This is a genomic window from Pedobacter frigoris, from assembly GCF_032678645.1.
Classification (GTDB): domain Bacteria; phylum Bacteroidota; class Bacteroidia; order Sphingobacteriales; family Sphingobacteriaceae; genus Pedobacter; species Pedobacter frigoris_A.
Map to the genome: position 1 here is coordinate 98828 of NZ_JAVTSP010000009.1, position 23171 is coordinate 121998.

13 protein-coding genes are annotated in these 23171 nt (G+C 40.3%); 1 reads left to right on the plus strand and 12 read right to left on the minus strand.

All coding sequences use genetic code 11. The annotated features are described in order from the left end of the window. Positions 1 to 9 precede the first annotated feature (9 nt). Positions 10 to 2391 (minus strand): hypothetical protein, encoded by a 2382-nt coding sequence (locus tag R2Q78_RS20880; RefSeq protein ID WP_316794507.1) that lies wholly within the window; start codon positions 2389 to 2391, stop codon positions 10 to 12. A 169-nt stretch (positions 2392 to 2560) separates the two neighbouring features. On the opposite strand from R2Q78_RS20880, the gene R2Q78_RS20885 reads away from it, so the two are divergent. Continuing rightward, a complete protein-coding gene (locus R2Q78_RS20885; protein ID WP_316794508.1) occupies positions 2561 to 3886 on the plus strand; it encodes a hypothetical protein in 1326 nt (441 codons plus the stop codon). Between the two features lie 93 nt (positions 3887 to 3979). Here the strand turns inward: R2Q78_RS20885 and R2Q78_RS20890 are convergent, their stop codons facing one another. Genes R2Q78_RS20890 through R2Q78_RS20940 form a run of 11 tightly spaced genes read right to left on the minus strand, consistent with a single transcriptional unit; the run spans position 3980 to position 22750 of the window. Next, positions 3980 to 5662 (minus strand): alkaline phosphatase family protein, encoded by a 1683-nt coding sequence (locus tag R2Q78_RS20890; RefSeq protein WP_316794509.1) that lies wholly within the window; start codon positions 5660 to 5662, stop codon positions 3980 to 3982. Positions 5663 to 5670: 8 nt separating this feature from the next. After that, positions 5671 to 7617 (minus strand): M60 family metallopeptidase, encoded by a 1947-nt coding sequence (locus R2Q78_RS20895; protein WP_316794511.1) that lies wholly within the window; start codon positions 7615 to 7617, stop codon positions 5671 to 5673. Between the two features lie 10 nt (positions 7618 to 7627). Then, complete coding sequence (locus R2Q78_RS20900; RefSeq protein WP_316794513.1) at positions 7628 to 9337, minus strand: LamG-like jellyroll fold domain-containing protein; 1710 nt, start codon at positions 9335 to 9337, stop codon at positions 7628 to 7630. 21 nt (positions 9338 to 9358) lie between these two features. Then, positions 9359 to 11032 carry a DUF5008 domain-containing protein gene (locus tag R2Q78_RS20905; RefSeq protein ID WP_316794514.1) on the minus strand — a complete coding sequence of 558 codons (1674 nt, stop codon included), beginning with the start codon at positions 11030 to 11032 and terminating at the stop codon, positions 9359 to 9361. Between the two features lie 34 nt (positions 11033 to 11066). Then, positions 11067 to 11774, minus strand: a complete 708-nt coding sequence (locus R2Q78_RS20910; protein WP_316794516.1) for a fasciclin domain-containing protein — start codon at positions 11772 to 11774, stop codon at positions 11067 to 11069. A gap of 11 nt (positions 11775 to 11785) precedes the next feature. Next, positions 11786 to 13303 (minus strand): RagB/SusD family nutrient uptake outer membrane protein, encoded by a 1518-nt coding sequence (locus tag R2Q78_RS20915; RefSeq protein WP_316794517.1) that lies wholly within the window; start codon positions 13301 to 13303, stop codon positions 11786 to 11788. Between the two features lie 18 nt (positions 13304 to 13321). After that, a complete protein-coding gene (locus R2Q78_RS20920; RefSeq protein ID WP_316794518.1) occupies positions 13322 to 16468 on the minus strand; it encodes a SusC/RagA family TonB-linked outer membrane protein in 3147 nt (1048 codons plus the stop codon). A 35-nt stretch (positions 16469 to 16503) separates the two neighbouring features. After that, the gene (locus R2Q78_RS20925; RefSeq protein WP_316794519.1) at positions 16504 to 17526 is read right to left on the minus strand and encodes a DUF5007 domain-containing protein; all 1023 of its coding nucleotides are present in this window, start codon (positions 17524 to 17526) and stop codon (positions 16504 to 16506) included. A gap of 3 nt (positions 17527 to 17529) precedes the next feature. After that, positions 17530 to 18207: a fasciclin domain-containing protein gene (locus R2Q78_RS20930; RefSeq protein WP_316794520.1), complete on the minus strand. Its 678-nt coding sequence runs from the start codon at positions 18205 to 18207 to the stop codon at positions 17530 to 17532. Between the two features lie 20 nt (positions 18208 to 18227). Then, on the minus strand, positions 18228 to 19799 hold the full coding sequence (locus R2Q78_RS20935) for a RagB/SusD family nutrient uptake outer membrane protein (protein WP_316794522.1): 1572 nt from the start codon (positions 19797 to 19799) through the stop codon (positions 18228 to 18230). A 35-nt stretch (positions 19800 to 19834) separates the two neighbouring features. Then, positions 19835 to 22750 carry a SusC/RagA family TonB-linked outer membrane protein gene (locus tag R2Q78_RS20940; protein ID WP_316794524.1) on the minus strand — a complete coding sequence of 972 codons (2916 nt, stop codon included), beginning with the start codon at positions 22748 to 22750 and terminating at the stop codon, positions 19835 to 19837. Between the last annotated feature and the right edge of the window lie 421 nt (positions 22751 to 23171).

The window sequence follows — 23171 nt, forward strand, 5'->3', positions numbered from 1 at the left end:
CTGTAATCCTTATTGATAAGTAAACCAGACTGTAGCTTTACAATCTTTATCAGCAACAGCCCTTACCCAGTGTGCACTGAAGCCTTCCGGAAAGGCGTATTCCACAGTTTTTCCTGCAGGTATACGAATGGTTTTAAACTTATTAAAGCCCGACAGATCAAAATCGACTTCCAAGGTGATATTTACATCCACGTCTGAAGTTAGCTTAACAGATTTCCGGTCGTAGCCAGTCATTAAATAAGGTAATGACGGTGTGCTGGCTTTAACATTATTGTTTTTCCAGACTCCGCCCTCTCCCACTGGTTTACCCAATTTCCAAAGGTCATCAATTCCGCCATACCACAATCCATTTTCTCCGTTGGCAAAATAATGTCCATCCGGTTTTGCGTTCTGCTTAGTACCGCTCAATACGAGTAAGCCCCTCCAGGTACAAAAGTCAGTTATTCTCTTATTGTGCGTAGCAACCGGGCGGACAGCGATGAAACCTGATTCACGGCCCACTTCATAAAAAGTACCCTGAATATTCAGCATAAATCGCTCCGACTCGGTCTCACGCCTATCACGCGAAGCAAAGGTTTCATACGCCGCTGAAGTTTTAGGAATACGGAAAGTACCGGTTTTATCGTTGATGATTACAGATGCCTCATCTATGGTATAGATTTTCTTTAAAGCCAGTATTCTTTCCATTTGAGCCGTACTGTCTGCAGCATTAGCTACAGCCTGTAGCTTTTCATCGATTTCATTATATTGTTTTTTATCCCCAGAAATGTTCAAAACCTGAAGATTCTTATTGTGCCCGGCTGGTCTGATCAGGTTTGCATTAACAGCGCCATTATCAGTAATATCAGCTATAGCATCGAACATAGGATCTTTCTTTACATGCATTTTACCTGTAAAATGGAAGAATGCAGAAGCCGTACAATCTTTATCCGTCTTCAGACGAACCCAGTTGGCATCAAAACCTGCCGGGAATATAAAATATTCGTAACCCTTGCCCGGCACTGTAATGGTCTTATAGTCAATCCATTTGTTGTTGCCTGATTTGTCTATCTGAATGGTAAAGCTAACTGGCTGTGCAGCATCATGGGTAAGATGTAGGGTCTTTTTATCAAATCCTTTAATCAGGAAGGGGTCAGAAGCAATTCCAGCTTTAACCTGATCATTTTCCCATGGACCACCCCAGCCTGTTGCGCCACCCCAGGTTTTCAAATCGTCCCATTTTCCAAACCATAGGTTAGACTGCGAGCGCCCGGCCATCGGGTTTTCCAGAACTGTAGTTTCGTCCGTAGAAATCACGATCTGGTTGTTCCAGCTGCAAAAATCTGGAATGTAACGCAAATGGCTGTTTACCGGTACAATTCCGGCACTGTTACTTCTAGAAAATGTCTTTGGAAAATCATAGATCATGCCATGCATGTCCATTAGCATTTTACCGTTCCCTACTTCGCGGATACGAGGCCATTCTGTGTACCATCCGCCCCTGTGGTCATAGGTGTGTGCGGCTTTGGGCATTCTGTAAGTGTACCATTGTCCCTTGTCCAGTAATTTCAGCAAAACCGAACGTTTATCCCATCCAATACTCCACAATGGACTTTTATCATCCGGAGCACCATAAATACCTCCCGGACCTGTAACATCGGTAAATTGCCTGCGTTCGATGATCTTCCATGTCTTGCCGTCCCAGCTCGCCAGCACACCTTTATCTTCATCATTTTTTGGTAAGTCGCCCGCTTCAAGGTCTTCTTTTTTCAACTTAAATACTGCCTCTTCTCCGTTATTGGCAACTACGAGCTGATTTTGTGAAGTGTACGCACCTTTACCATGCCATCCGGGTACCGGTTTATGAAATAACTTTTTTACGGCGAGGGTGTGCACATTGGTCTCGTACAACATCCCTTCCATATCATAAAAATAAACCATATTGGCCGGATCCGTTAAATGACGTGCAGTCGCTGTCATGCGGCCAGGCATCACTGTAAACGGGATTACCCTCACCTTACCTTTGTCATCGATAAAATAGTTGCTGGTAATCAACTGGTTTGATTCCTTGTGTATCATCCTGTTGGCCGGAGTACCACCAATACTTTCGGGATGTATGGTAACTTTCAGATCTTTATCAATGCTATACAATTTGTCCGAACTACCCTTAGGTAAGTGCGGTGAGTAAGTCACCATCCATAGTTGTCCGGCCCATGGTGTGATTGCTCCAATACCATTTTCGCCTCCATCTCCACCGGCTTTCTTTGCGGCTCCTGGTAAGGCCCAGCTTTCATTGAAAGTGGCGAGGTGTGGATAAACGCCACTTATCTGCAAGGGCTTCTTTTGCGCGTCTGCGTTACTAAACATCAATAAAGATGTGGCGAAAGTTATCCAGGTTAATTTATTCTTCATTTTGTTGTGTGTTGGTTCGTTGATAAAAGAAAACTAATATACGTTTTGAAATCTTGAGCATTTATGTAAATTTAGCAGGAGTAAAAATAGAAGTCCACAGAAAGATTATCCAATTCTAATTCAATATTATTCACAAGACTTCTCACTTAAAACCAGATAGTTACAACAAATGAAAAATGACTCTGTACAACCCGAAAATTCAGTTTTTTTTCAGCAATTGGATGTTTGCTGCCAGAAGGTAGCAATGAAAGTTGGAAAGAAAAATATTACCGAGTGGAAAAACAGTGATTACATAGCATTGAGCGGCATGTTGTATCGTCAAACCAAGGTAAATCTTAGTGAAAATACATTAAAACGCATTTTTGGAAAACTTAAAACCTCCACGCGTTATTACCCGCAAAAAGCAACCAGAGATGCACTTGCTCAATTCATAGGATTTAGAGATTGGTACGAATTTGAGCTTATGCATCCTGTAAGTTCATTGAAGCAGGAACCTGAATCTGAACACAAAATAATTTCTGATGAGCCCGAAGCAGTTTCAGCGGCTGTATCAAACCAGAAAAAGCCAATTTTTAAACTCACTATAGCCCTGGCACTGTTTATAGGTATTGGGTTTAGCATATACTATAACTATGTTTACACTAGCATTTTTTCCGAAGTAGAGCTAGTTTGCCTAAATCCTAATGGTATAAATCCCCATTCCGCCCTATTCAGATTGGATGCCAAAAATAAACTGGGAGATAAACCGTCTGCATTTTCCATTGATTTTGGAGATGGAAGAAAAAGAAAACGTTTTGTTTCGGAAGATTTGATCAACCATTATTATGAGATGCCCGGTCGTTACTATCCGGTTTTATACTATGGCGATAATAAAATCATGGATACGACCTCCGTTTACCTCCAGACTCAGGGCTGGACGGCTACAGCTTCCGTGCCAAAGGATACAACCAGAGTCTATCCGATCGAAAAAGATGTATTTGAACAAAATAACACCTATGCTGTAACCCCAATTGAGGTTCGCAGTGCAGGTGTAGATACAAGCAGCACTTTTTTTATATACTTCGCAAATGTAAAACCTACTGAAATAAGCGGAGACAATTTTGAACTAAATGCTGATGTTAAGACTTCTCATAACAGACAAGGTGTAAGATGCTCTCAACTAGACCTTGTCATTTATGGAGAGTTTGACAGGCACTTTCTAGCCATTATTAAGCCGGAATGTGTAGCATGGAGTTCCTATGGATTTTCTGAAAACCAGAAGGATGGAGGAACCAGCGATCTCAGAGATTTAGGTCATAACCTTTCTGGGGGAGCAAACCTAAAGCTTCGTGTTGTAAATAAAAAAGCTAGCCTTTATATAGACAATAAATTGGTTTTTCATACCAGCTACAATAAACCAATAGGCAAAGTCATGGGGGTTAAGATCATATTTTCAGGAATAGGTGAGTTCAAAAATTTCCGGCTTAAGGATTTGAAAACCGGGAGAAAGCTTTAATATTCTTCCATAAATGACTGATGTTTAAATACTTACAAAACAAAAATCGCCCCTAAATTCTTTAGGGACGCTTTTTGTTTTGCGATCAGCAACTCATTTCAAGAATTCCTTTTCAAAATTCTTCAAATAAGGCTTTCCGTCGTAACTGAACTCAGGTAAAATATTAATGTTCATCCAATAAAGAGATAAAGCCGCGACATCACTAGTCGTTGTCGCAACCGATATATTTGATATAATTGGATCTGCGACTGTTCCCGGCGGATAATTGTCCGCCAAATAAACCCATGAATAAGTTCCAGTTAAGCTCATGTTATATCCCTGAGCAGCCTTATTGTAATAAGTGTTTTCTACAGCTTCATCCATTGGCCAGTAGCCAATTAAACTGCTATAGTTTGGGTGCTTAGTGACATCTTTTAAACTAATGTTGGCATTGATCGTAGGTTGATCTAAAGCAACATTAAAGATCAGTAAATTAGCACTATTAAAAGTCGAAAAAGTTGTTGTTGAGCCATCAACACCTCTACGACCAACTTTAAGTGGTTCAGCAGATGAAATGCTCAGTCTATCATGAATATTTGCAGGAGTACCTTTTACTACGCCGTCAACGTATGCAGTCATAGTTCTCGTCGTCGAATTAATCCTCTTCACAGTCATGGTCACGGTGTGCCAGGTATTGTCAGCTACAGTGCCAATACTACCGATATTAATTCTTCCAGCCGGTGCTCCGTTAAGATTTCCTCCTGCACACATGGTAATATTTCCAACCGTTGACTGGTACCACATCCAGCCGGTGAAGTTAGGTCCGGCATCATTTGATTTTGATAAAAATGCTTGATATGTGGCTATGTTGGCAAATTTCACCTGCATTTGAACAGTAAAGTCTTGATTCGCCCCCATATTATACAAGCCATTATCATCAGGTACTATGGCTTGTGTAGTTACATTGTTAAATAATACTGAATTGAATCCTGACTTTTTTAATTCAAATGGTTTGAAAGCGGGATTGTGAACAATAGTAAATCCGTTAGTAGGATTCGCATTGCTTCCTCCATGGTTGGTAGTAATTATCACTAACCAATTTTCATTTGCATAACTTTTTCTGGATTTAACAGCCTGCAAAATATTCCCGACGAACTCATCTGATTTTACAATGGCATTTTTATAGTTTGGATTGCTGGCCACGAACCCGCCATTAGCGCCAGCGGATTCAACATCCCTGAAATTCACAAAAACAGTCCCTAAAGCTGGTTGCGTGCTAATGATATTGACGGCACTGTCCTTAGCTGCTAAATCGGTTGATACTATAGGAGTGAAATCAGTGTTTTTAATATAATTCCGTAAGTTGGGCCAGGGACTTACCAAAGCCGTCTTTACCGCTTTATATTGTGTAATATAATCGAATACATTCCTAAAAGCAGGTATACTTCCATGGGGATCGCCATCTGGATCTTCATTTCTTTCGAAGTTGTCAGATTGGACTTGATGCTTACCAAAAGATGTTCCGGTAGTCATAGACACCCACCCCGCAGCGTCGGATGCCGAGGCTACTGTATTGTAAGCGTATTTGGAGGTTTTCTGAAGCTCCGCAATATTTACCGGCGCAACAGCCTGCAATTCGCTTCCGGTTAGCCCATCAATACTGATTACTAAAACTTTACGTTGCGGAACTACATTGTTCACCAACTCCGCAAATACGGGATCGGGATTGGGATATTTTTTACAAGAAGAAAATATAGAAACGGTGAGTGCGGCAAGCAGGATATAATGTGTTTTCATTTGCATAATTAAGGCTTTACAATGTTAAATTCTGAAAGAGAAGTAAATGCATTTGTGGTAGACATTGTTACTGCATTTTTTATCACAAGCTTGACAAACCTCGCATTAACGACACCTCCAGTGAAATTATAATTGAATTTTGCATTGTTGGCAGGCAAGGTAAAAGTACCTACGGAAGTGTATTGGCTATCGTCATTACCTACTAACACCTCCATGTCCTTGGCATAATTTGCACTACCCTGTTGCTGTGTAAGTGTGATACCTTTGATGTCTATTGGAAACCTCGAAGCTTTCAACACTATATTAATTGGAAAAGCGGTTGCCGCAGCCAATGCCGGAGTTTTCTGAGAAATCCAGAATGTAGATGTATTATTATCGGTCAGGTTATTTCCCGATCCTTCCGACAGATTAATATTTGAAATGGTTTGAACATATGGATAGGTGATTTTAGTATCGCCTCCAGTACGTTTAACCGGATCATATTCCCATGTTTTATTTGGCATCTCCGGATATTTAGCAGCTACCTTATCTTTAATCCCGCGACTCAAGGCAATTCCCCATGCATCAAAAAATGGCGCTAAATCCATTTGTTTATAATCGCTCCATTTTTCATAAACGAAGTTTTGTTTAGCAATGTCACTTCCGTTCAACCGCTCGGCATGTCTCGCTTCGGTATACAGGTGAGTCATCGCATCGTAGCCATAAACCTCCAAAAGCTGTACAAACGGCACTAGTCTGGAAAAAGGATTGGCAATTGCGGCGTCACTTCCATTAAAGTTTTTCGGCAATAATGTTGACGCCCAGGCCAATGTAGACGGCCACAATTTAGGAAGACCGGGATGTAATATATTGTAATCGGGAGCATTTAATCTATGTGCATATTTAAAACTAAAAAGGTTGTTGGTAGTCTCTCCGAGGGTGCTCCAGCTCCAGATACTAGGTTGCTGACAATTGTGCCCAAATTCATGCAATGTACCCCACATACCTTCACCATGAGTCAAATTCAAGACATCCAGGCTGGTAAAACTATCAAACCAATAGTAGGTATTTTGTGCCATAAAAGGAAATCCGGAATGTGCGGACCCGATGGTGATTTGTATGTCCAGCGCGCCTCTCCATGCTCCCTGAGGGCTTCTGTCCCTGGGATCCTGTGCGTCGTCTGACAAACCCATCCAGGCATTATAGTCTTGATCAAATATTTCATTCCATTTGGTAATTACCTCGGTAGGTTTGAAAGCATCAGATGATAATCTGGCCAACACCTTATCCCTCGGTACCAGGTATATTACCCGCTTAGAGCGCAATTCCAGCCAGGGCACTTTAGACGCTGCTACCTTGGCTTTAAACTGTTCATCTGTAGTTTTCCCCAGAATAAAATCCGGAGAAACGCAGGCATTGGTAATGGTAAACTCAACCGGATTGGGATACGCCCTGTTAGCTATTATGTATATAGTACCGCCATATAAATTCCTCACATAATTTACACCCGAATAAATTCTTTGACGATTATATACTATCGGGTCCCTTAAAAGCGGGGATTTTCCTGAAAGGTTATCGGTATGGCCACCTATTTGAACAGTAAGGCCTTCGATACCCAAAGGCACTTCGATTTTGATCAATTCACCCGGTGCTGCGTAATAACCTGTGCTAAATTGAGGGTCAGGCGCAACAGTAATACGTAAATTACCTGTAGTTTGATCTGTAAAATTTAAATCAAGCGTAAATTTTTCATTTTGAACCCGAGGTTCAGAAGCATCTACCAGACCAGGGAATACCTTTGCCTTGGCATACATGGTTTTATCGATCAGCTTCATATTGGTATCTATTACCCCATCAGCAACATTGCCTGAATTATCAGGGTAACCATCCGGAATATCGTACCCATACTTTTTACATCCTTCAGCGAAAAAAAGCAATGTGCAGGCAGACAGTATTAATAATATATTTTTTTTCATAATTTCCTGATTAGTTGGTTGGATAAGTTTTTGACGGCAAATAGAGTTTGCCCATAAGATTCCAGTTGTTTGGCACCACAATATTCATCCAATTATATATTGCATAAGGTATGTCTACGCCATTAGGAACAACGGTATATGCGGCATCCGATATTTCAGGTGATATGTTTTTAGAAACATCGCTAAAAGGCTTCCTTGTCGGTGTCCCCGCAAAAGTAAAATCTGAACTTTTACCGCTGGCATCCTTGATAATAGCACCGTCCAATTCATCACATGGCCAATATCCAACCAGATTATTATAGTAGATATCAGTTGGAACCCTTATGGTTTTACGCATGTATGGAATCATTTCTGCCTCTGGTATTGCGACATTGTAAATCGCAACATCCTTTATCAATACATTTATCGATTTATTTTCACTATGTGGAATGTATCCCATTGTTAAGGGGATATTTGGCGCAGAAAAATCCGCAGCTATGGAACCCTCATCACCTGGGACACCATCAGTATAAGTTTTCATCTTTCTACCATTGCTATTGTAAATACGAAGCGCAATGGTATGCCAGACACCATCCCTGATTGCAACATTTGAGCGTGCGAAAGCCCCCCCACCGTTTATACGGGCTACCCAGTTATTACCAGAACTGTATAATACCCAACCTTTATTGGTATTGCCCGACCAAGAAAGAATTTTACCGATAAAAGGAGCAAAATCGGCTTGGGCATGATCAACCCTGATTTTCAACATTAATGTAAAATCTCCACTTACGCCGAATTCACCCGTGGTGGTATTCCCTAGTTTCGCATTCACGAAAGCCGTACTGTTTCCAAAGAAATTTGGTGCTATACCCTGATATGGGAAACTATTTACATCCGGCTTCTCAACAACCTCACTCGAAAACTTAGGATTATAAAAACTAACAAAAGTGTTTCTTGAGTTATCGGAATACAGATCAGAACCTGGGGGCACGCCAGTACTTCCACCTTTACTCGATGAAACAATAACCAGCCAATTTTCTTTCGAATAGTCCTTCCTATTGCTTAAAGCAGTTAGCAATTCGCCTACATAGCCATCTAAATTATTTATTTGTGATACGTAGTTAGCGTTTGCAGGGGTGTATCCACCTGCTATGCCAGCCGCCTCCGCTCCATGAAACTGAGCAACTATTAAATCCGTGTTATTTTCTGATAAATTCTTCACAGCAGCATCTTTAACTTTAGTATCGTCATCCTGAAAAGTCCCTTTGATACTTGCATCCGCTGCCAATTGGTCATTAAATGCTGGACTGGAAGCAAAAGACGCACTGGTGTATTTCCTGATATTATCCTTTAAACGGTAAAACACAGTTGGTGAAGCATTTTGGTCGAACCCGGCAAAATCTTCAGAGGTAACTTTATGCAGTGTATAATCTACACCTGTGATCATATTAGCCCAGGCCGCAGCATTTGTGAGTGTGTTCCGTTTGTTATCACTCAATCCATCGTAAGTAAAAGTAGCATTTGCAGTGATCTTGGTAAGGTTAGCAGGTGCCAAACTTTTAACGATATTACCCCTTACCCCATCCAGAATGATATAGAGAACCTTTCTTGATCCGCTACCCAAATTTAATGTATCATTTTTAAATGAAGCAGGTAATGTGTTTTTGAAATCTTTGTTACAAGATGAAATGCCCAGGACTAATCCTAGAATAAAGAGTTTCAATTTTATAAACTTTTTCATAACTATATTAATAAGGAGTCCTTAATTTGAAATAATCAACCTCAATACATTTTTAGGCAACGTGGAGTTGAATCGGGTAATGTCGCCTACCAGGATGACCTGAGACCCGTTTCCAACCGCCGTTTCCACCATATCATAAATCCTTCCCTGAAACCCGCCTGTATTGTTGTAACCAACAGCCAACTGTCCATCTGCTTCAAGTACCATAAACCCTTGTCGTAAATAGGTACCATATCTTTTAAACCCACCCGCGACGATAATTTTTCCGTTATTCAATTGCGCTGCAAAGGTGGCAATACCACCAGTGATCTGTTGGCCATTGAAAGATGTTACATTTGAGCCATCCGCATTCAACAACGCAAGACCAGAAGCGGGCTTGCCGTTGAAGCTGGTAAAACTGCCACTTAAAGCAAATTTATTGGTGATGGTATTATATTTAATAGAATAGATATCTCCGTCAGCACCGGAGCCTGAATTGAATGACTGGTCTACAGATCCATCTAAATTTAACCGGACAATTCTATTGACAGTTACGCCATTAAAAGCAGTAAAGCTGCCTGTCAGTATTAATTTTCCGTCGGGCTGCATGGCCGCGTCTAAGATTATCCCATTAGCACCGGCCGCACTTTGTCTGGTAGACTTATTGTAATGAAAAGTAGAATCCATTGAGCCGTCTGCATTTACCCGTATCAATTGCCTCATTCGCGTTACATCGTATACTTTTTCATCATAGGTTGAGTTTGGAAGGTATATTCTTTTAAAATTTTGGAAGTCCCCTACAATATAGATTTGTTCTCCTAAAACGAAGGTTTTTCTGACAATGCCGTCTACACCTGCGTTAAACGAAGGAACGGTATCCGTATTCTTCCTTGTCTCCGTAGGTTTAGGGTTAATGATTTCTGTCGTAATCACCTCATCAAGTCTGCCGTCTGCATTTAAGCGGGCTACGTTATTTAAAACCAGCTTATTCGAACGACTATCGTTATAACCGTTAAAGCTACCTGCAATAATAAATTTACCAGCCTGAGCTCCTTCTGGAATCCTGGCCACAGAATAAATTGTTTTTGCGCCACCCAACACACCTTTGCCAAAATTGATGTCAGTAGTAAGGTATGTTCCGTTTGCATCTAGCTGTACAATACCACCTATTGGTAAAGCCGCAGTACCTTTTTGTTCGAAATTACTGAATGCCCCGGTTAACCAAAATCTGCCATTTGGCAGTTTTTCAACATCGTACACAGTTGTACCACCGCTGCCAGGAAGAGCGGCTGCGCCATTAATTATCTTAAAGGATGCGTCAACACTTACTTTTCCACCGACTTTAATTATCGGACCGAAAAATGTTTCACCCTTTGAAGTAATCCAAACGCTACCTGTGCTTGCTGTTAGAGGAACGGTAAACCGGATAGTGGTGTCAGTATAGTCCTTTACCTCGGCCTCCAATTCATTTACAAAAAGCTTGAAGTCGCCTCCTAAACTATCTAATCCCCTAACCTTGAGATCCAGAACTGCCCCCGCTGTAACAATATCCGGGGTAGTACTTTTTGAAACGAAAGCGAATGACGCTATTTTCTTTCCACCTTTATATGGATCATTCCCTATTCCTTGCTTTTTTTCACATGATGTCATTAACGTAGCATAGAGTAGCACTACACCAATTAAGGAACTAAAGTTATATCTTATTTTTGCTAACATTTCTACTATTATTTACTAATAATGAATTGATTATCTATTTATTTGGAGGTAAAATACCAGAAGCGATCACCTGATCTATAAAAACATCTGTATTGAACCCCAGGTTATGCTTGCTTTTGGTAAGCACATGTAAAACACCATTATTGGTTTGAATATCAGAGGTTGCCACAGGGTTGTTTTGCAAGGCAACCTGTGGATTAGATAAATCTGGTATATAGCCCAAAAACAGTTGTCTGTAACCGGCATATTGGACTCCCGCGGCATCATTAAATATTGTACCCACATTCATTATATATCCTCCATAAGAAGAATAATTTTGACCGGGATATGCTGTATAAGCAAGTGTATCCCTCTGCGGATAATCCTTTAATAAAAAAGACCCTGAAAATATATATTGAGACAGCGTGGCCCGCCACACCTCAGGCTTTATTTGATTCAGTTGTGAAACCGTATCTTTTCCGACTCTCTTTAAGGCAATGTTAAGCCTTTTGATGGACTTAAAAACTGATCCGCTTGGTGGAGCAAAGAAAGTTACGTTTTCCTTACCTACCACGTCATCTAATCCAGCCAGATTAATAATCACCAAAGTACTATCGAAAAACGGCTGTTTCGACTTCATGTATTGCAATGTGGAGCCGTTATACTTCGGATCATGTGTACCGGAGTCAAAGTAGTATTTTTTGCAACTGGCGAACAGGATTAAAATTGTTCCGAAGGCCAGTAATAATGTTTTATTTTGCATTTGTGTATTATTTAATTCCAAAAATTATTACCAACGAAGAAAGGATTTGCTGTACTTTCAGAAGCAGGGACGATTATCGGCCATGTCCAGGCGCCATTCGTAAAATTACCAACAGATATGACTGCTTTTGAGAATTCTGTCTCTGTAGCCCGGCCTGTGCGAACCAGATCAAAAAAGAAATGTCCTTCTCCGATCAATTCTCTGCACCTTTCATTATAAATATCCTTTTTTAAAGTTTCTCCAGTCGAGGTGATCAATGGTGCTGAAGCGGCATTTCTAATTTGATTTACATAGCCCTGAGCAAGGTCGGTTTCATTCAATTCTGCCGCCGCTTCTGCCGCTAGTAACAGTGCATCTGGCAATCTGAATATAACTGCACTATCATCACTACTAACAGAAAGAGCCGCACCTAAACCAGTAGAATATACATTAGCAAACTTCTTGAACTGGAAACTGGTATTTGCTGCATTATAGTTTTCGAACCAAAGTGACAACCTTTCATCTGGTGAACCCGTAGGAAAAAGCTTTGTGATATAATCCTTATCGTAGGACATGAAACTAGCAGTTTTTGTAACTGTTCCACGATATGGATAATAAGAGAAAAAGAACGAATAGTTAGCAAATGCCTCAAAAATTTCCCCATAGTTAAAGTCCTGCAAAACACCAAATAAATTCTCATCGCTATGACCTTTGAAAATCAATTTGGTATTTTCTTGTGTAATCGGCAGAACACGATAATTTGTATAAGTAGCCATCTCCTCGGCCAACTGCAGCACTTCTCTAAAATAATTATTCTTATTAGGCTCATCCCAGGCCGATGCCCACATATTTAAATGCATGAGCAATGCCACTGCGCTTCCTCTTGTAGGCCTCAAGCCTTTAGCACCAGCATCTGCATACGCAGTTGGCAAATCGTTTTTAACCGCAGACATATCAGCTATGCACTTTGTCAATACAGTTACCTGAGCGGTTCTGGGTAGTGGCACATTGTTGTAAGCCTGGGTGTAATAGATGGCGTCACCAAACAGCTTACAAAGAAACATGTAACTTAGATTACGTAAAAAAACAGCTTCCGCTTTAAAACGCTTTTTCTCAGTTCCCGAAAGTTCTGAATCAGGTACTTTGTCTATCTCAGCATATAGAATATTACTTGCCGAAATAATGTCGTACCACGGCTTCCAGTTCATAATAGTCTTGATCCTCGTATCATATGTTGTCGAAGCAGTAACGATAGATTTTAAATTATTATTGATGAGATTATTCACGACATTGTTCCCACTTGCATCTATAGATCCGGAGGTAAGGACATAATTGCCCCTCATTTCTAAGGCCGGAAAGAAAATGGTTTTACCTACCTTGTCTCTTAGTATCGTGTAAATACCGTTCGTATATCCCTCTACATCTTTTCTTGTCTTCCAAAAATTATTGCCGGAGAGTGCATCTACAGGAGTTACGTTTAAAAATTTTTTGCAGCCGCTAACAACAGCAATACAAATCATTAGCGCTATAATATATTTAATATTTTTCATCGTTATTTTATAAGGAAATTAAAACTCAATGTTTAACCCCAATGCAAATTGCTTGGCAAGTGGATAACCACCCGAATCATCTCTACCGAGTGCAGTAACATTTTCTGGATTGGGACCTGAATAGTGGGTAATAAAACCTAAATTGGCTGCTGTAGCATTTATACTTACCCTATTCATCCCATACCTTTGAGTAAATTTCTGGTTGAGATTGTAATACACTTTTACGGCATTTAACTTGATATATGAACCGTCTTCCTGAAATAAGGTCTGGGCTGTTCTAAACGGCTGGATAATTCCTGCTCTAACGAAATCCAGGGCATTCCCATATTTAGCATTATCTCCAGGATTAGCATATACATCATATTGTGAAATTGGAACGAGCGCGGTTAATTGCGTTGGCGTGGTAAAGCCGGCCAGTTGAGCCGCCAGGCTATTATTCAAAATATCACGCTTAAAAGTGAACGAGGTGTTTACCTCCAGGCTCCAGCTTTTCCATTGTAACAGGGTAGTGAGGCCGCCTGTAATCTGAGGTTGTGAATTACCAGCAATCACCTTATCAAACTGATTCAGTACATAGTTACCATCCAAATCAGTAAAAATAGGATCACCTGCACGGAAATAATTCAACACTGAATTGTTGCCAACCCGGTAGGGCAAGCCTGTAAGTGGATCTACAGGAACCTGATCTTTATTGCTATATACTCCCTTAGTGTTATACAGATAATTTGAGAGTGAGTTGATCCCCAGACGATAATAAATATCCTGACCCAGAGATGCATCTGCAAAGATTCTTTCCCGCAGTCCATCCGGCAATGCAGCAAGCACCTCCCTATTAATAGCAAGGGTTCCTGTGAGCGCCAGCTTAAACGGACTGCTGAGACTTAAGGGGCGTCCGGTCACCTGAAATTCCCATCCATAGTTTACATTACTAATTTCTGTGGAAGCTATAGTAGAATATGAATTGGCAGTTGATATTGCCTTTTCCTGATAAATGTTATCATTTTGCTTGTAGTAGGTATCAAAAGCCAGAGTGAACCTGTTATTAAATATACCAAGGTCAAAACCAGCATTATAGGTGGTGGCTTTAGTAGGCTCTAAACTTAGATTGGGTAATATGCTCAACACCGGAACTACGGATCCGCTATTATTGTAGTTTCCACCGCCTACATATTTGCCATATGCCTGATAGATGTTCCCATTAGGCTGGATGTTGGAACCGTAACTCAGACGGATGTCCCCATAATCCAGCCAGTCAAACGAATCCAGAAATTCTTCTCTGTCAAAATTCCACTTGGCAGAAATAGCTGGATTTTTCTTGTACCCGGCATTCGGTCCATTTGTAGATAGCCCATCTATACGATAATTTAAATCAAGAACATATTTTTGCTTGTAGTTGTACGAGAATGCAGCAGCAAATGCAATTGTTCTCAAATCAGTATAATTCAATGTACCACCGTACGATAAGCGAGAACCATCTCTAACGTTGGTCAATGGTCCTCTTAGCTGGTCATTAACACCCCTGTCGTTTAAAATAGCATCAGATTTAAAGAAAGAAGCCCTTAATTCTGAGAACGCGAACAAATTGAAGTTGTGGGCTTCTTTTATTGAATAGACATAGCTCAGCTGATTACGATTATAAACTGTAGTAGCCCTGTCATTATAAGTATAATATTGCGATTGATTGCCATTTAGGGCAGCTGGAGAAAAATTATCTTTTGTCCCCGATTGCCCATTGTAACTCAAATAAGAACCTGCCTTGAAATTTTTAAATATTTCATATTCAGCATTGACCGTAGCGGTAGTAATCAACACTTTATTGTCATTATCCGTTCTCATCGCCGCCAAAACCGTATTGACACTGGAATACAATGATGGAGAAGGCAGTAAAGATGATGTTCTGCTACTTGAGGCTACACCTGCATTCTGAAGTCCGTTTCCACTCCCGGTCTGTTGCTTTTGGATAGAATTATTCAGTTGTCCTTCCAGCTTAAACCTGCGGTTTGGATTAAAAGTCATGTTCATATTCAGGTTGTAACGAGAATAACCCGTATTTTCCTGAATACCTTTTTCATCGTAAAGACCAAGCGCTACTTTATAATTAAAGCTTAAATCCCCACCAGATACGTTTAAGTTGTGTGTCTGGTTAAATGTTGCCCTATAAAAATAGGATTGCCAATCGGTAGAGTTATTGTAATACGCATTTAAGCTATCCGATAAAAAAGGAAAATCATTAATTAGTTCTACTGCATGATTGGCAGATGTATCATACCGCAAAATCTGGTCAATTCTCATCAGACGTTCATCTTTACCTCCTATCACCGGACGTAACTGGGGCACGGCTGACATAAATGCTGAACCGTTATAGCGAACTACCGGCACTTTCGAATTACCTCGCTTTGTTGTGATTAAGATTACTCCGTAAGCACCTCTTGAACCGTATAACGAGGTGGCTGCCGCATCTTTGAGGACAGTAATTGTTTCAACATCCTCAGGAGGGATCTGAGATGCAGGAGATGTTCCTGGCCCCGCAGTCTGAAATCCGTAAGAGAAGTCTGAATTATCATCTACCGGCACCCCATCGATCACATATAAGGGTGATGTTGGCGTTAGGAAAGTAGAATTCCCCGCCCCGGTAACATTGATGTTTGAAATACCGCGAATGGTTACAGAGCCTCTGAAACCAGGAGCACCAGTGCTGTTCTGGATATTTAATCCGGCAACTTTACCTTGCAGGAGTGACATCACATCTCCGGCGGGTTGTCCCTGAATCTCCTTACTCGTAATCGTCACTGCTGATCCGGTATTCAATGTTCTGGTTTTTGTTTGGTAACCTGAAGTAACAGTTACTTCTTTTAAGGTGGTATTGTCTTCTTCCAGCGTAAGATTAATGGTTGTTCTGTTGCCAACTTTTACCGACTGCGGTTTATAACCGATAGCCCTAAAAGTTATTGTTGCATCAGCAGCTACGGTAACCTTAAATCTACCCTCTCCATCTGTGTTGGCCACAGCTTTGTTGTCGGCAATTATACTTACCCCAGGTAAGGGTTGTTTTGATTTTGAGCCTCCATCGTAGACAACTCCGCTAACTGAAATGCGTTGTTGTGCAAACAAATTATTTTGATGACCAAAAATCAATAATATCAATATTGTATAAAAATACTTCATTGGAAATACGTTTTGTTTAAGTCTATTTGGTTTCATTAGTCATTTTCGAATTTTGGTTTGTCCCGGGTAAACCAGAAAGTAATCTCCCAATCACCTTTCTGGAAAATGTTAAAATTGAAAATCAATGAGTGTTTTTGTAGTACTCCTCCAAAACCCAATCTCTCGAACCTGAATACCACACGGGCTTGATCTCCGGAAGGAGAGGTATATTTGCTGGGATAAGGTGTGCAAGGTATAGGATAAGCAACCTGGTATTTCACCTGATTAGCGTCTTTCACCATATTGAAACCATGTACCAGATTTGGCCAGTCTGTAGTAGCAAACTTATCTGGATTGATTGGATTAGACAAGGTATCAATGAACTTAAATGCCAGGCTATTCCCGTTACCAGTTCTTTTAAACAAAACTTGTACGTCCCTGGTGCTCATCGGCTGTCCACGCTCGCCAACAATACTTACTGCTGATGGATTTACAGAAACCGAAGTTCCCTGACCAGTTACCGGATCTAAATTTGAAGGTTCATAACTACGTTCGCGAAGGGGTCTTAATCTCAGATTTTGAAAATATGTCCTTCCGCCGGAGTTCGACATTTCTACGTCGAACACATAACCGGAATCCGGCTGTGCTTTTATCATATTTGAATTTGCAGCAGCCCACATCATAAATTCACCGGAATGGGGCCTGATCTCAAATAATGGATGGTTTTCCAGCACACGCTTAGCTTCGATTTCTGCCAAAGATTTTTCTGTCCCGTCATATATTTTTTTCCATACAAGAACCGGATAGTTATTGGTAAGCTCTGGCGCAGCTTCATTTGTAAATGTTCTCATATTTACAATCTTGAAGTTTAATGGCCTGCTTGAGTTCCCGTACTGAAAAACATTGGCATACAAAGTATTCCTCCCCAAAACCGGCTGATATACCAGTTGTGTGTATTTTGAATCCTTGGCTATAGATTGTCTTTCATCGGGTAAATTCTTTCTACAGGATGAAAGTGAAATCACTCCAGAAAGAAGCAATAAAAATAGTTTTAATGTGTATTTATTATTTTTCATCATTGCTTATATATCTAATTTGGACGTGAATTCATTGAAGCCGAAATTATGCAAGGGCGATATGATATTGATGGTTGCATTATTTGTTTTGATATTTACTGAGTTTGTAGAGGCGATAGTCCATGCATTTGTAAATGAAGACCCATGTGTGTCACTGAAGTTTAACACACTTGCTCCCCCGCGTACATATCCGGAGGAACTTAATTTCACGTACTTAACGTGCATCGGATAATTGGTTATTATAGATTGCAACTGGATACCATCCGCAGCATTAACATAATCATCAGTATTTCTATTTCCTCTGATGATGTATTTACACATGATGGCTTTCAATTCATCAGTGCTGGCATTCGAAAGATAGATTGATGGCTTTCCATCAGCAGCTCTTTTCAAATTGAGGTATTTTACTGATGCCTGAAAGTTCTTATTAACAGGGGCAAACAAGGTAACCTGCTGGCTGGTCAAGGAGTCTGCTAAATCCGGGTACCTATCCAGTACCAACAATAAAGAGTCGAATGTTCCATCCGGCTGAGCCTTAAGGTATTCCATAGCCGATCCTTCAAATGTTTGTATGGTGTTCACATAGTCGTGATAGAAGGAATTATCCTTTTTACATGCACTTAAATACATGCTTACCACCGCCAAAAAAACAACTGTAGATATTTTAAAAATTAGATTTTTCATGTCGTATATTTTTGCAATAATTATTGCCAGTAAGGATTTTGTGTAATTATTGGATTTGCAGTAATCACGTCTTCTGAGACCGGCCAATATATTCCGCCTGCGGCCTCAAATTCTTTGAAGGTTAGCTTTTGACCATTTTTTTCTGCAAATTCTGCACTGCTGTTTTTGATCCTGTTTAGCCTCACGATATCATACCATCTCCAGCCCTCACCCATCAATTCCCTTCTGCGCTCTTCAAAAATTGCATTGATGACATCAGGAGTATTGGCAGTAGTGAAAGTAATACCTCTTAATGCGGTTGCTTTGTTCAGCTCTATCAGCGCCTGATCTTTTTGGCCCAAAACTGCAAGTGCTTCTGCTCTCAATAGGGTAATCTCTTCCAGACGGCTAAACACCATTGTAGAGTTATAGAAGGTCAGTTTACCTTGGGCTGTTGCCGGATTTATTACTCTTATTTTCTTGAAAATTGGCCTTTCCGAATCCAGTCCATAGAAATAATTAGTCCTGTATAAGCCAGATGCGACATCTATACTATGACGTAAGTCTGTTGGCGAAGTAAATATTTTTAGAATACTGTCTTTGGAAACAAACATTTCCGGCTGCACCTTAGGGATGTATGGCGATGCCAATATCAACTGTTCAATGTGGCCGTTTGCAGTCGACAAACCATTCACATAGTCGAATGGAAATCCTACAATCGCAGTGGTTCTCTTGCCTGCAAAAGGACTGCTTCCCGAATTCTCGGTAAGTCCATTCATATCAAGGTAAGCCAGGTCTTCTGTTCCCTTTCCAACTTGCTGAGCTACATTGTCCAGCACAAACTTCGAGTAATCCGCCGCATCCCTATAGTTGCCTTCCCATGCGGCAATATGCGCCAGGATTACATAAGCTGACATCCTGGTCCAAAGAGCACCATGCCAGGTATCCCAACCACCAGCATAATATGCACCGGGAAGAATTGGATCAGAGCCGCCATAGATGTAAGGCAACACTTGTGCCGCCTCCAATATTTCGCTTGTAGCAAATGCCAGAACCTTCTGCTGCGATGTTCTTCCTGCCTTTACAAAATCACCGTCATGAGATGATGTCAATAATGGAACATCTCCCCAGATTCTGCACATATAAAAATAGGTGAAAGCACGGAGCATCCTTGCCTGTGCAATGTCCACCTTAAAATTCTGCTCAGTATAACGTGGTTCTATACGACGTATTTCGCCCGCCCGTTCTATGAATAAGCTGGCTGCACTGATCACTGCATAATAACTACGCCAGTTAGTCAGCCTATTGATCACCGGGTACGATGCATTGAGCTGCCCCCTAACAATGGCCTTCATATCGGACCGGGTAGTTACTGTAAAGTCCCCTCTTCTCAAATCACCCATTAACCAATGACCATTGTCGGAAACCACGGCCGAACGCAGTAAACCGTATACTGAAAATAGGTTTGCCCTGGCATCCTCCAGTGTTTTCCAATTGGTTTCATCGGTGGCCAGCCTTGTCGATTTCACATCGTTAATCTTTTTACAGGAGAAATTAGCAGTACCCGCAAGAAGAATTAGAATTCCAATCGAAATTTTATAATAACTTTTCATTGTGTTGATTATATAATTCATTTTAACTAAATATTTTATAAATCCAATTTTAGACCCAGTACAATCGTTCTTGGTATGGTTAAATTGGCACCATCATAGTAACCGTTAAAATTGGTCAACTCGGGGTCAACACCTGAAAAATCGGTTACGGTAAGCAAGTTCATTGCTGTTGCATACAAATAAGCTCTTTTAAAGCCAGCGGTTATTTTTTTGAAAATTGGTGCTTTTGTAAAATCATACCCGATCGTTACTGATCTTAGTTTTAAATAAGAAGCATCTTCCAGGAATAAACTCTGATCAGCACGATAAGCATTCACATCGCTAAAAGGATTGTAAAGCGGGTAACTTTTTGCATTATCGAAAATCTGCCACGATGATACCTCTTTTACGGAATTTAAGTCATTACTCGCTTCCCTGTTGATGAAACCATAACGGCTGGACTCGTATTGATTAATCGCTTTCTGTCCAAGGGCAAATATGAAGTTGAAGCTGAGGTCAAAATTCTTGTAGGCTAAGGTGTTATTCCAGCCTCCGATAAAATTCGGAAGTCTGTTGCCGGTCAGCACCTTATCTTTATTGTCTATGCGGTTATCCGCAATATAATCTACCCATTTGGGGTCTCCTGCTTTCATCGGAATCCCGTTGAAAGTTCTACCCGCTGGCACCTCAGAATCGTTATTATAAATACCTTCATTGGTGTATAACCAGAAACTTCCTACCGGCTTTCCTACCACCAGTTTATTATCGCCAATCACCACTTCGTTTAAGTCATTCGGCAAAGCCATAACTTTATTAACATTGTAGTTCAGGTTAATTCCTGTATTCCAGGAGAATTTCTTACCTGCGAGCACAGCACCATTCACAGCAAATTCAAAACCTTTATTATTGATGTCCATACCAGATTCATATTTTAGGCTGTAACCGGTTTCGAAAGGCACCGAAACTCCCAGAAGCTGATTTTTATCATCTCTGTTATAAGCAGTTATTGCCGCATTGAGACGTTGGTTTAGAAATGAAGCATCCAGGGTAATATCTGTTCTGTCTGCGTGGGGCATACGGATTCCGTAACCGACAAAACCGCTTCCGAAAGGTCTGTTTATACCAAGTCTTCCGTTATAGCCCGGTATCGTAGGCTCTTCAAACCATCCATTTTCAGAACGATATTGTGGCCCTGCCGCAAATTTATCATCTAAAAATAATCTGATCGTCCTACCCCATCCCGCATTTAAATTAAGGGTATTGAAAACATTGCTGGATTTAAAAAACTGCTCTTTTATATTAAAACTTGCGTTAAAAGCCGGCGTAGTTACCCATCTGCTATCAGGCTGTCCATTAGAAGATCCATCCCTTCTTAAAATAGCACTCAAGGTAAGTAAGTTCTTATAGCTGTATTTAGCAGTTCCGTAAACTGACAATAAATTGTTAACAGCTTTATCGATATATCTGAAAACCAGAAAGTCTTTAGCATGCAAATAATCAGCTGCGGACTGGTTACTGCTCACCAGGTTAATTTTAACATAGTCACTGGGTCCGTTATAACCTCTCGCGTAATTGTATTTATAAGTATCTAGCTGTACGTTTAATCCCGCTTCCAGATCCAGCTTACTATCCCTGTTTAAATCAATGCTATAGTTAGCATTATTATTTATTCCGATACGCTGGCTATATCCGAAGTAGTTTGAAAGATAGCTGACACCGTCCATCAATGTTGAAGGAGTAAAATAATCCCTGCTGCCTTCATTGTAATCAAAAATGAGGGTTGAAGAAATTGTCACGTTCTTAACCGTACTGCTCAGTGACAGGCTTCCATTTAAAATTGTATTTCGATTGTTGTCTACTATTTTAGCACTTTCCAATAAATAACCGTCGTAAACCGAAGCATTTGGAGATAGAGGACTCGACAAATCCGGAATATATCTTGTTTCAGCAAACCGGTCTCTTAAGCTTTTGTTTCTCATCCTATCTAAACGGGTAGCGTTTACAACACTGGAAACTGTCAGCCATTTGAACGGCGCCATATTTATACCAAAAAACAAGTTGTATTTATCGATGCTTGTATCATCAGCGTTGCCTGCATTTTGAGTTCCTGAGCCAAAAAACCTAAAATTCGCCCTGTCGCTACCGCCTGTGATCCCTAAATCTGCTGAAAACGTTGGCGATGTACTATAAAACCGGTCATTCCAATCAGAAGGCCCATAATACGATGTATTGGTAGAATCACTTAAATAAGAGGCGTAACTCTCATAATTTTCTGTGTTGCCATATTTCTGATAAAATGGCTTTCTGAAGTTATTTTCGTAGAGCCCATTTACAGTATTTACTCGGGGGGGGGTAACGTATCCGAAATAAGTATTTAAACTAATATCCCTTACCCCGGCCCTTGCGTTCTTTGTAGTTATATATATAGCACCATTTGCAGCATTGGGTCCAAGTTTTGCCAGTTCAAATGGGCTTTTTATAACAGTGACAGACTGTATGTTGTCTATACTGATCTGAGATAAAAGATTTGTTGCAGGTCCTATCCTGTTATAATCATACTTCTGAACATCAAATGCGAATGGATTATCCTGTCCCAGCGGCACACCATTTAGATAAACTGCAGGTTGCAAAGCATAAATATCTCTTTTGGTAAATAAAATACCTGATGGACCTTGTACAATCATACTCTGCTCTGTTCCGGGCTCTCCATTTGGCTCCTGTACGTAAACACCTGATAAATTCCCTTTAAGAATTTGTTGCAGAGACAAATTGGGCACAAGGCCCGATGCACGCATATTTAGGGTATCACGTACATTCTTAAATTTTTGCAGTGCCCTCACCATTTGCCCTATGGTATCTGTTTTTGCTATTTGAGCTGTGTCGCGCTTGTATTTGGAGGTATCCACCTGTTGCACAGAACCAGTAGATGCTTTATATGCGTGCGAAGAATGACTAGCATATAATGAGTTCAACCAAAAAAAAGATAAAAACAAGGCGAGATAAACGCTTGTAGAATTTTTAAACATTATAATTTATTTTGATAAATAATTGCCAATGAAAGCCTTGACCAGATCATTTCCAGTCAATCTTATTAATTGAAGTTTCGAACCTGTAAGGAGTATCAGGATTGTAAAAGTTTATACATAAAATTAGTTTAAGAGGTTGGTTTTAATTTGGTTGTTTATTAAGGTTAATTACAGAGCTACCAGATGGTGGCTATTATTCTTTTCCTAAATTATTATTCTGAGGTTTGGATATCGTTAAATTGTATGTACAAAAGAAAAACAAACATATGAACAACTCAAAACACTGATTTACTTACATTTACAATAGACAAAAACCCAATATGTACATGACCTCTTAGGGATATCAGCCTGAATTATTTATCCAAAA

Coding starts and splice junctions, on each gene's coding strand:
- R2Q78_RS20895 (WP_316794511.1), bottom strand. CDS start 7,617: ATGAAAAAAAATATATTATTAATACTGTCTGCCTGCACATTGCTTTTT.
- R2Q78_RS20920 (WP_316794518.1), bottom strand. CDS start 16,468: ATGAAGTATTTTTATACAATATTGATATTATTGATTTTTGGTCATCAA.
- R2Q78_RS20905 (WP_316794514.1), bottom strand. CDS start 11,032: ATGTTAGCAAAAATAAGATATAACTTTAGTTCCTTAATTGGTGTAGTG.
- R2Q78_RS20935 (WP_316794522.1), bottom strand. CDS start 19,799: ATGAAAAGTTATTATAAAATTTCGATTGGAATTCTAATTCTTCTTGCG.
- R2Q78_RS20885 (WP_316794508.1), top strand. CDS start 2,561: ATGAAAAATGACTCTGTACAACCCGAAAATTCAGTTTTTTTTCAGCAA.
- R2Q78_RS20880 (WP_316794507.1), bottom strand. CDS start 2,391: ATGAAGAATAAATTAACCTGGATAACTTTCGCCACATCTTTATTGATG.
- R2Q78_RS20900 (WP_316794513.1), bottom strand. CDS start 9,337: ATGAAAAAGTTTATAAAATTGAAACTCTTTATTCTAGGATTAGTCCTG.
- R2Q78_RS20910 (WP_316794516.1), bottom strand. CDS start 11,774: ATGCAAAATAAAACATTATTACTGGCCTTCGGAACAATTTTAATCCTG.
- R2Q78_RS20915 (WP_316794517.1), bottom strand. CDS start 13,303: ATGAAAAATATTAAATATATTATAGCGCTAATGATTTGTATTGCTGTT.
- R2Q78_RS20925 (WP_316794519.1), bottom strand. CDS start 17,526: ATGATGAAAAATAATAAATACACATTAAAACTATTTTTATTGCTTCTT.
- R2Q78_RS20890 (WP_316794509.1), bottom strand. CDS start 5,662: ATGAAAACACATTATATCCTGCTTGCCGCACTCACCGTTTCTATATTT.
- R2Q78_RS20930 (WP_316794520.1), bottom strand. CDS start 18,207: ATGAAAAATCTAATTTTTAAAATATCTACAGTTGTTTTTTTGGCGGTG.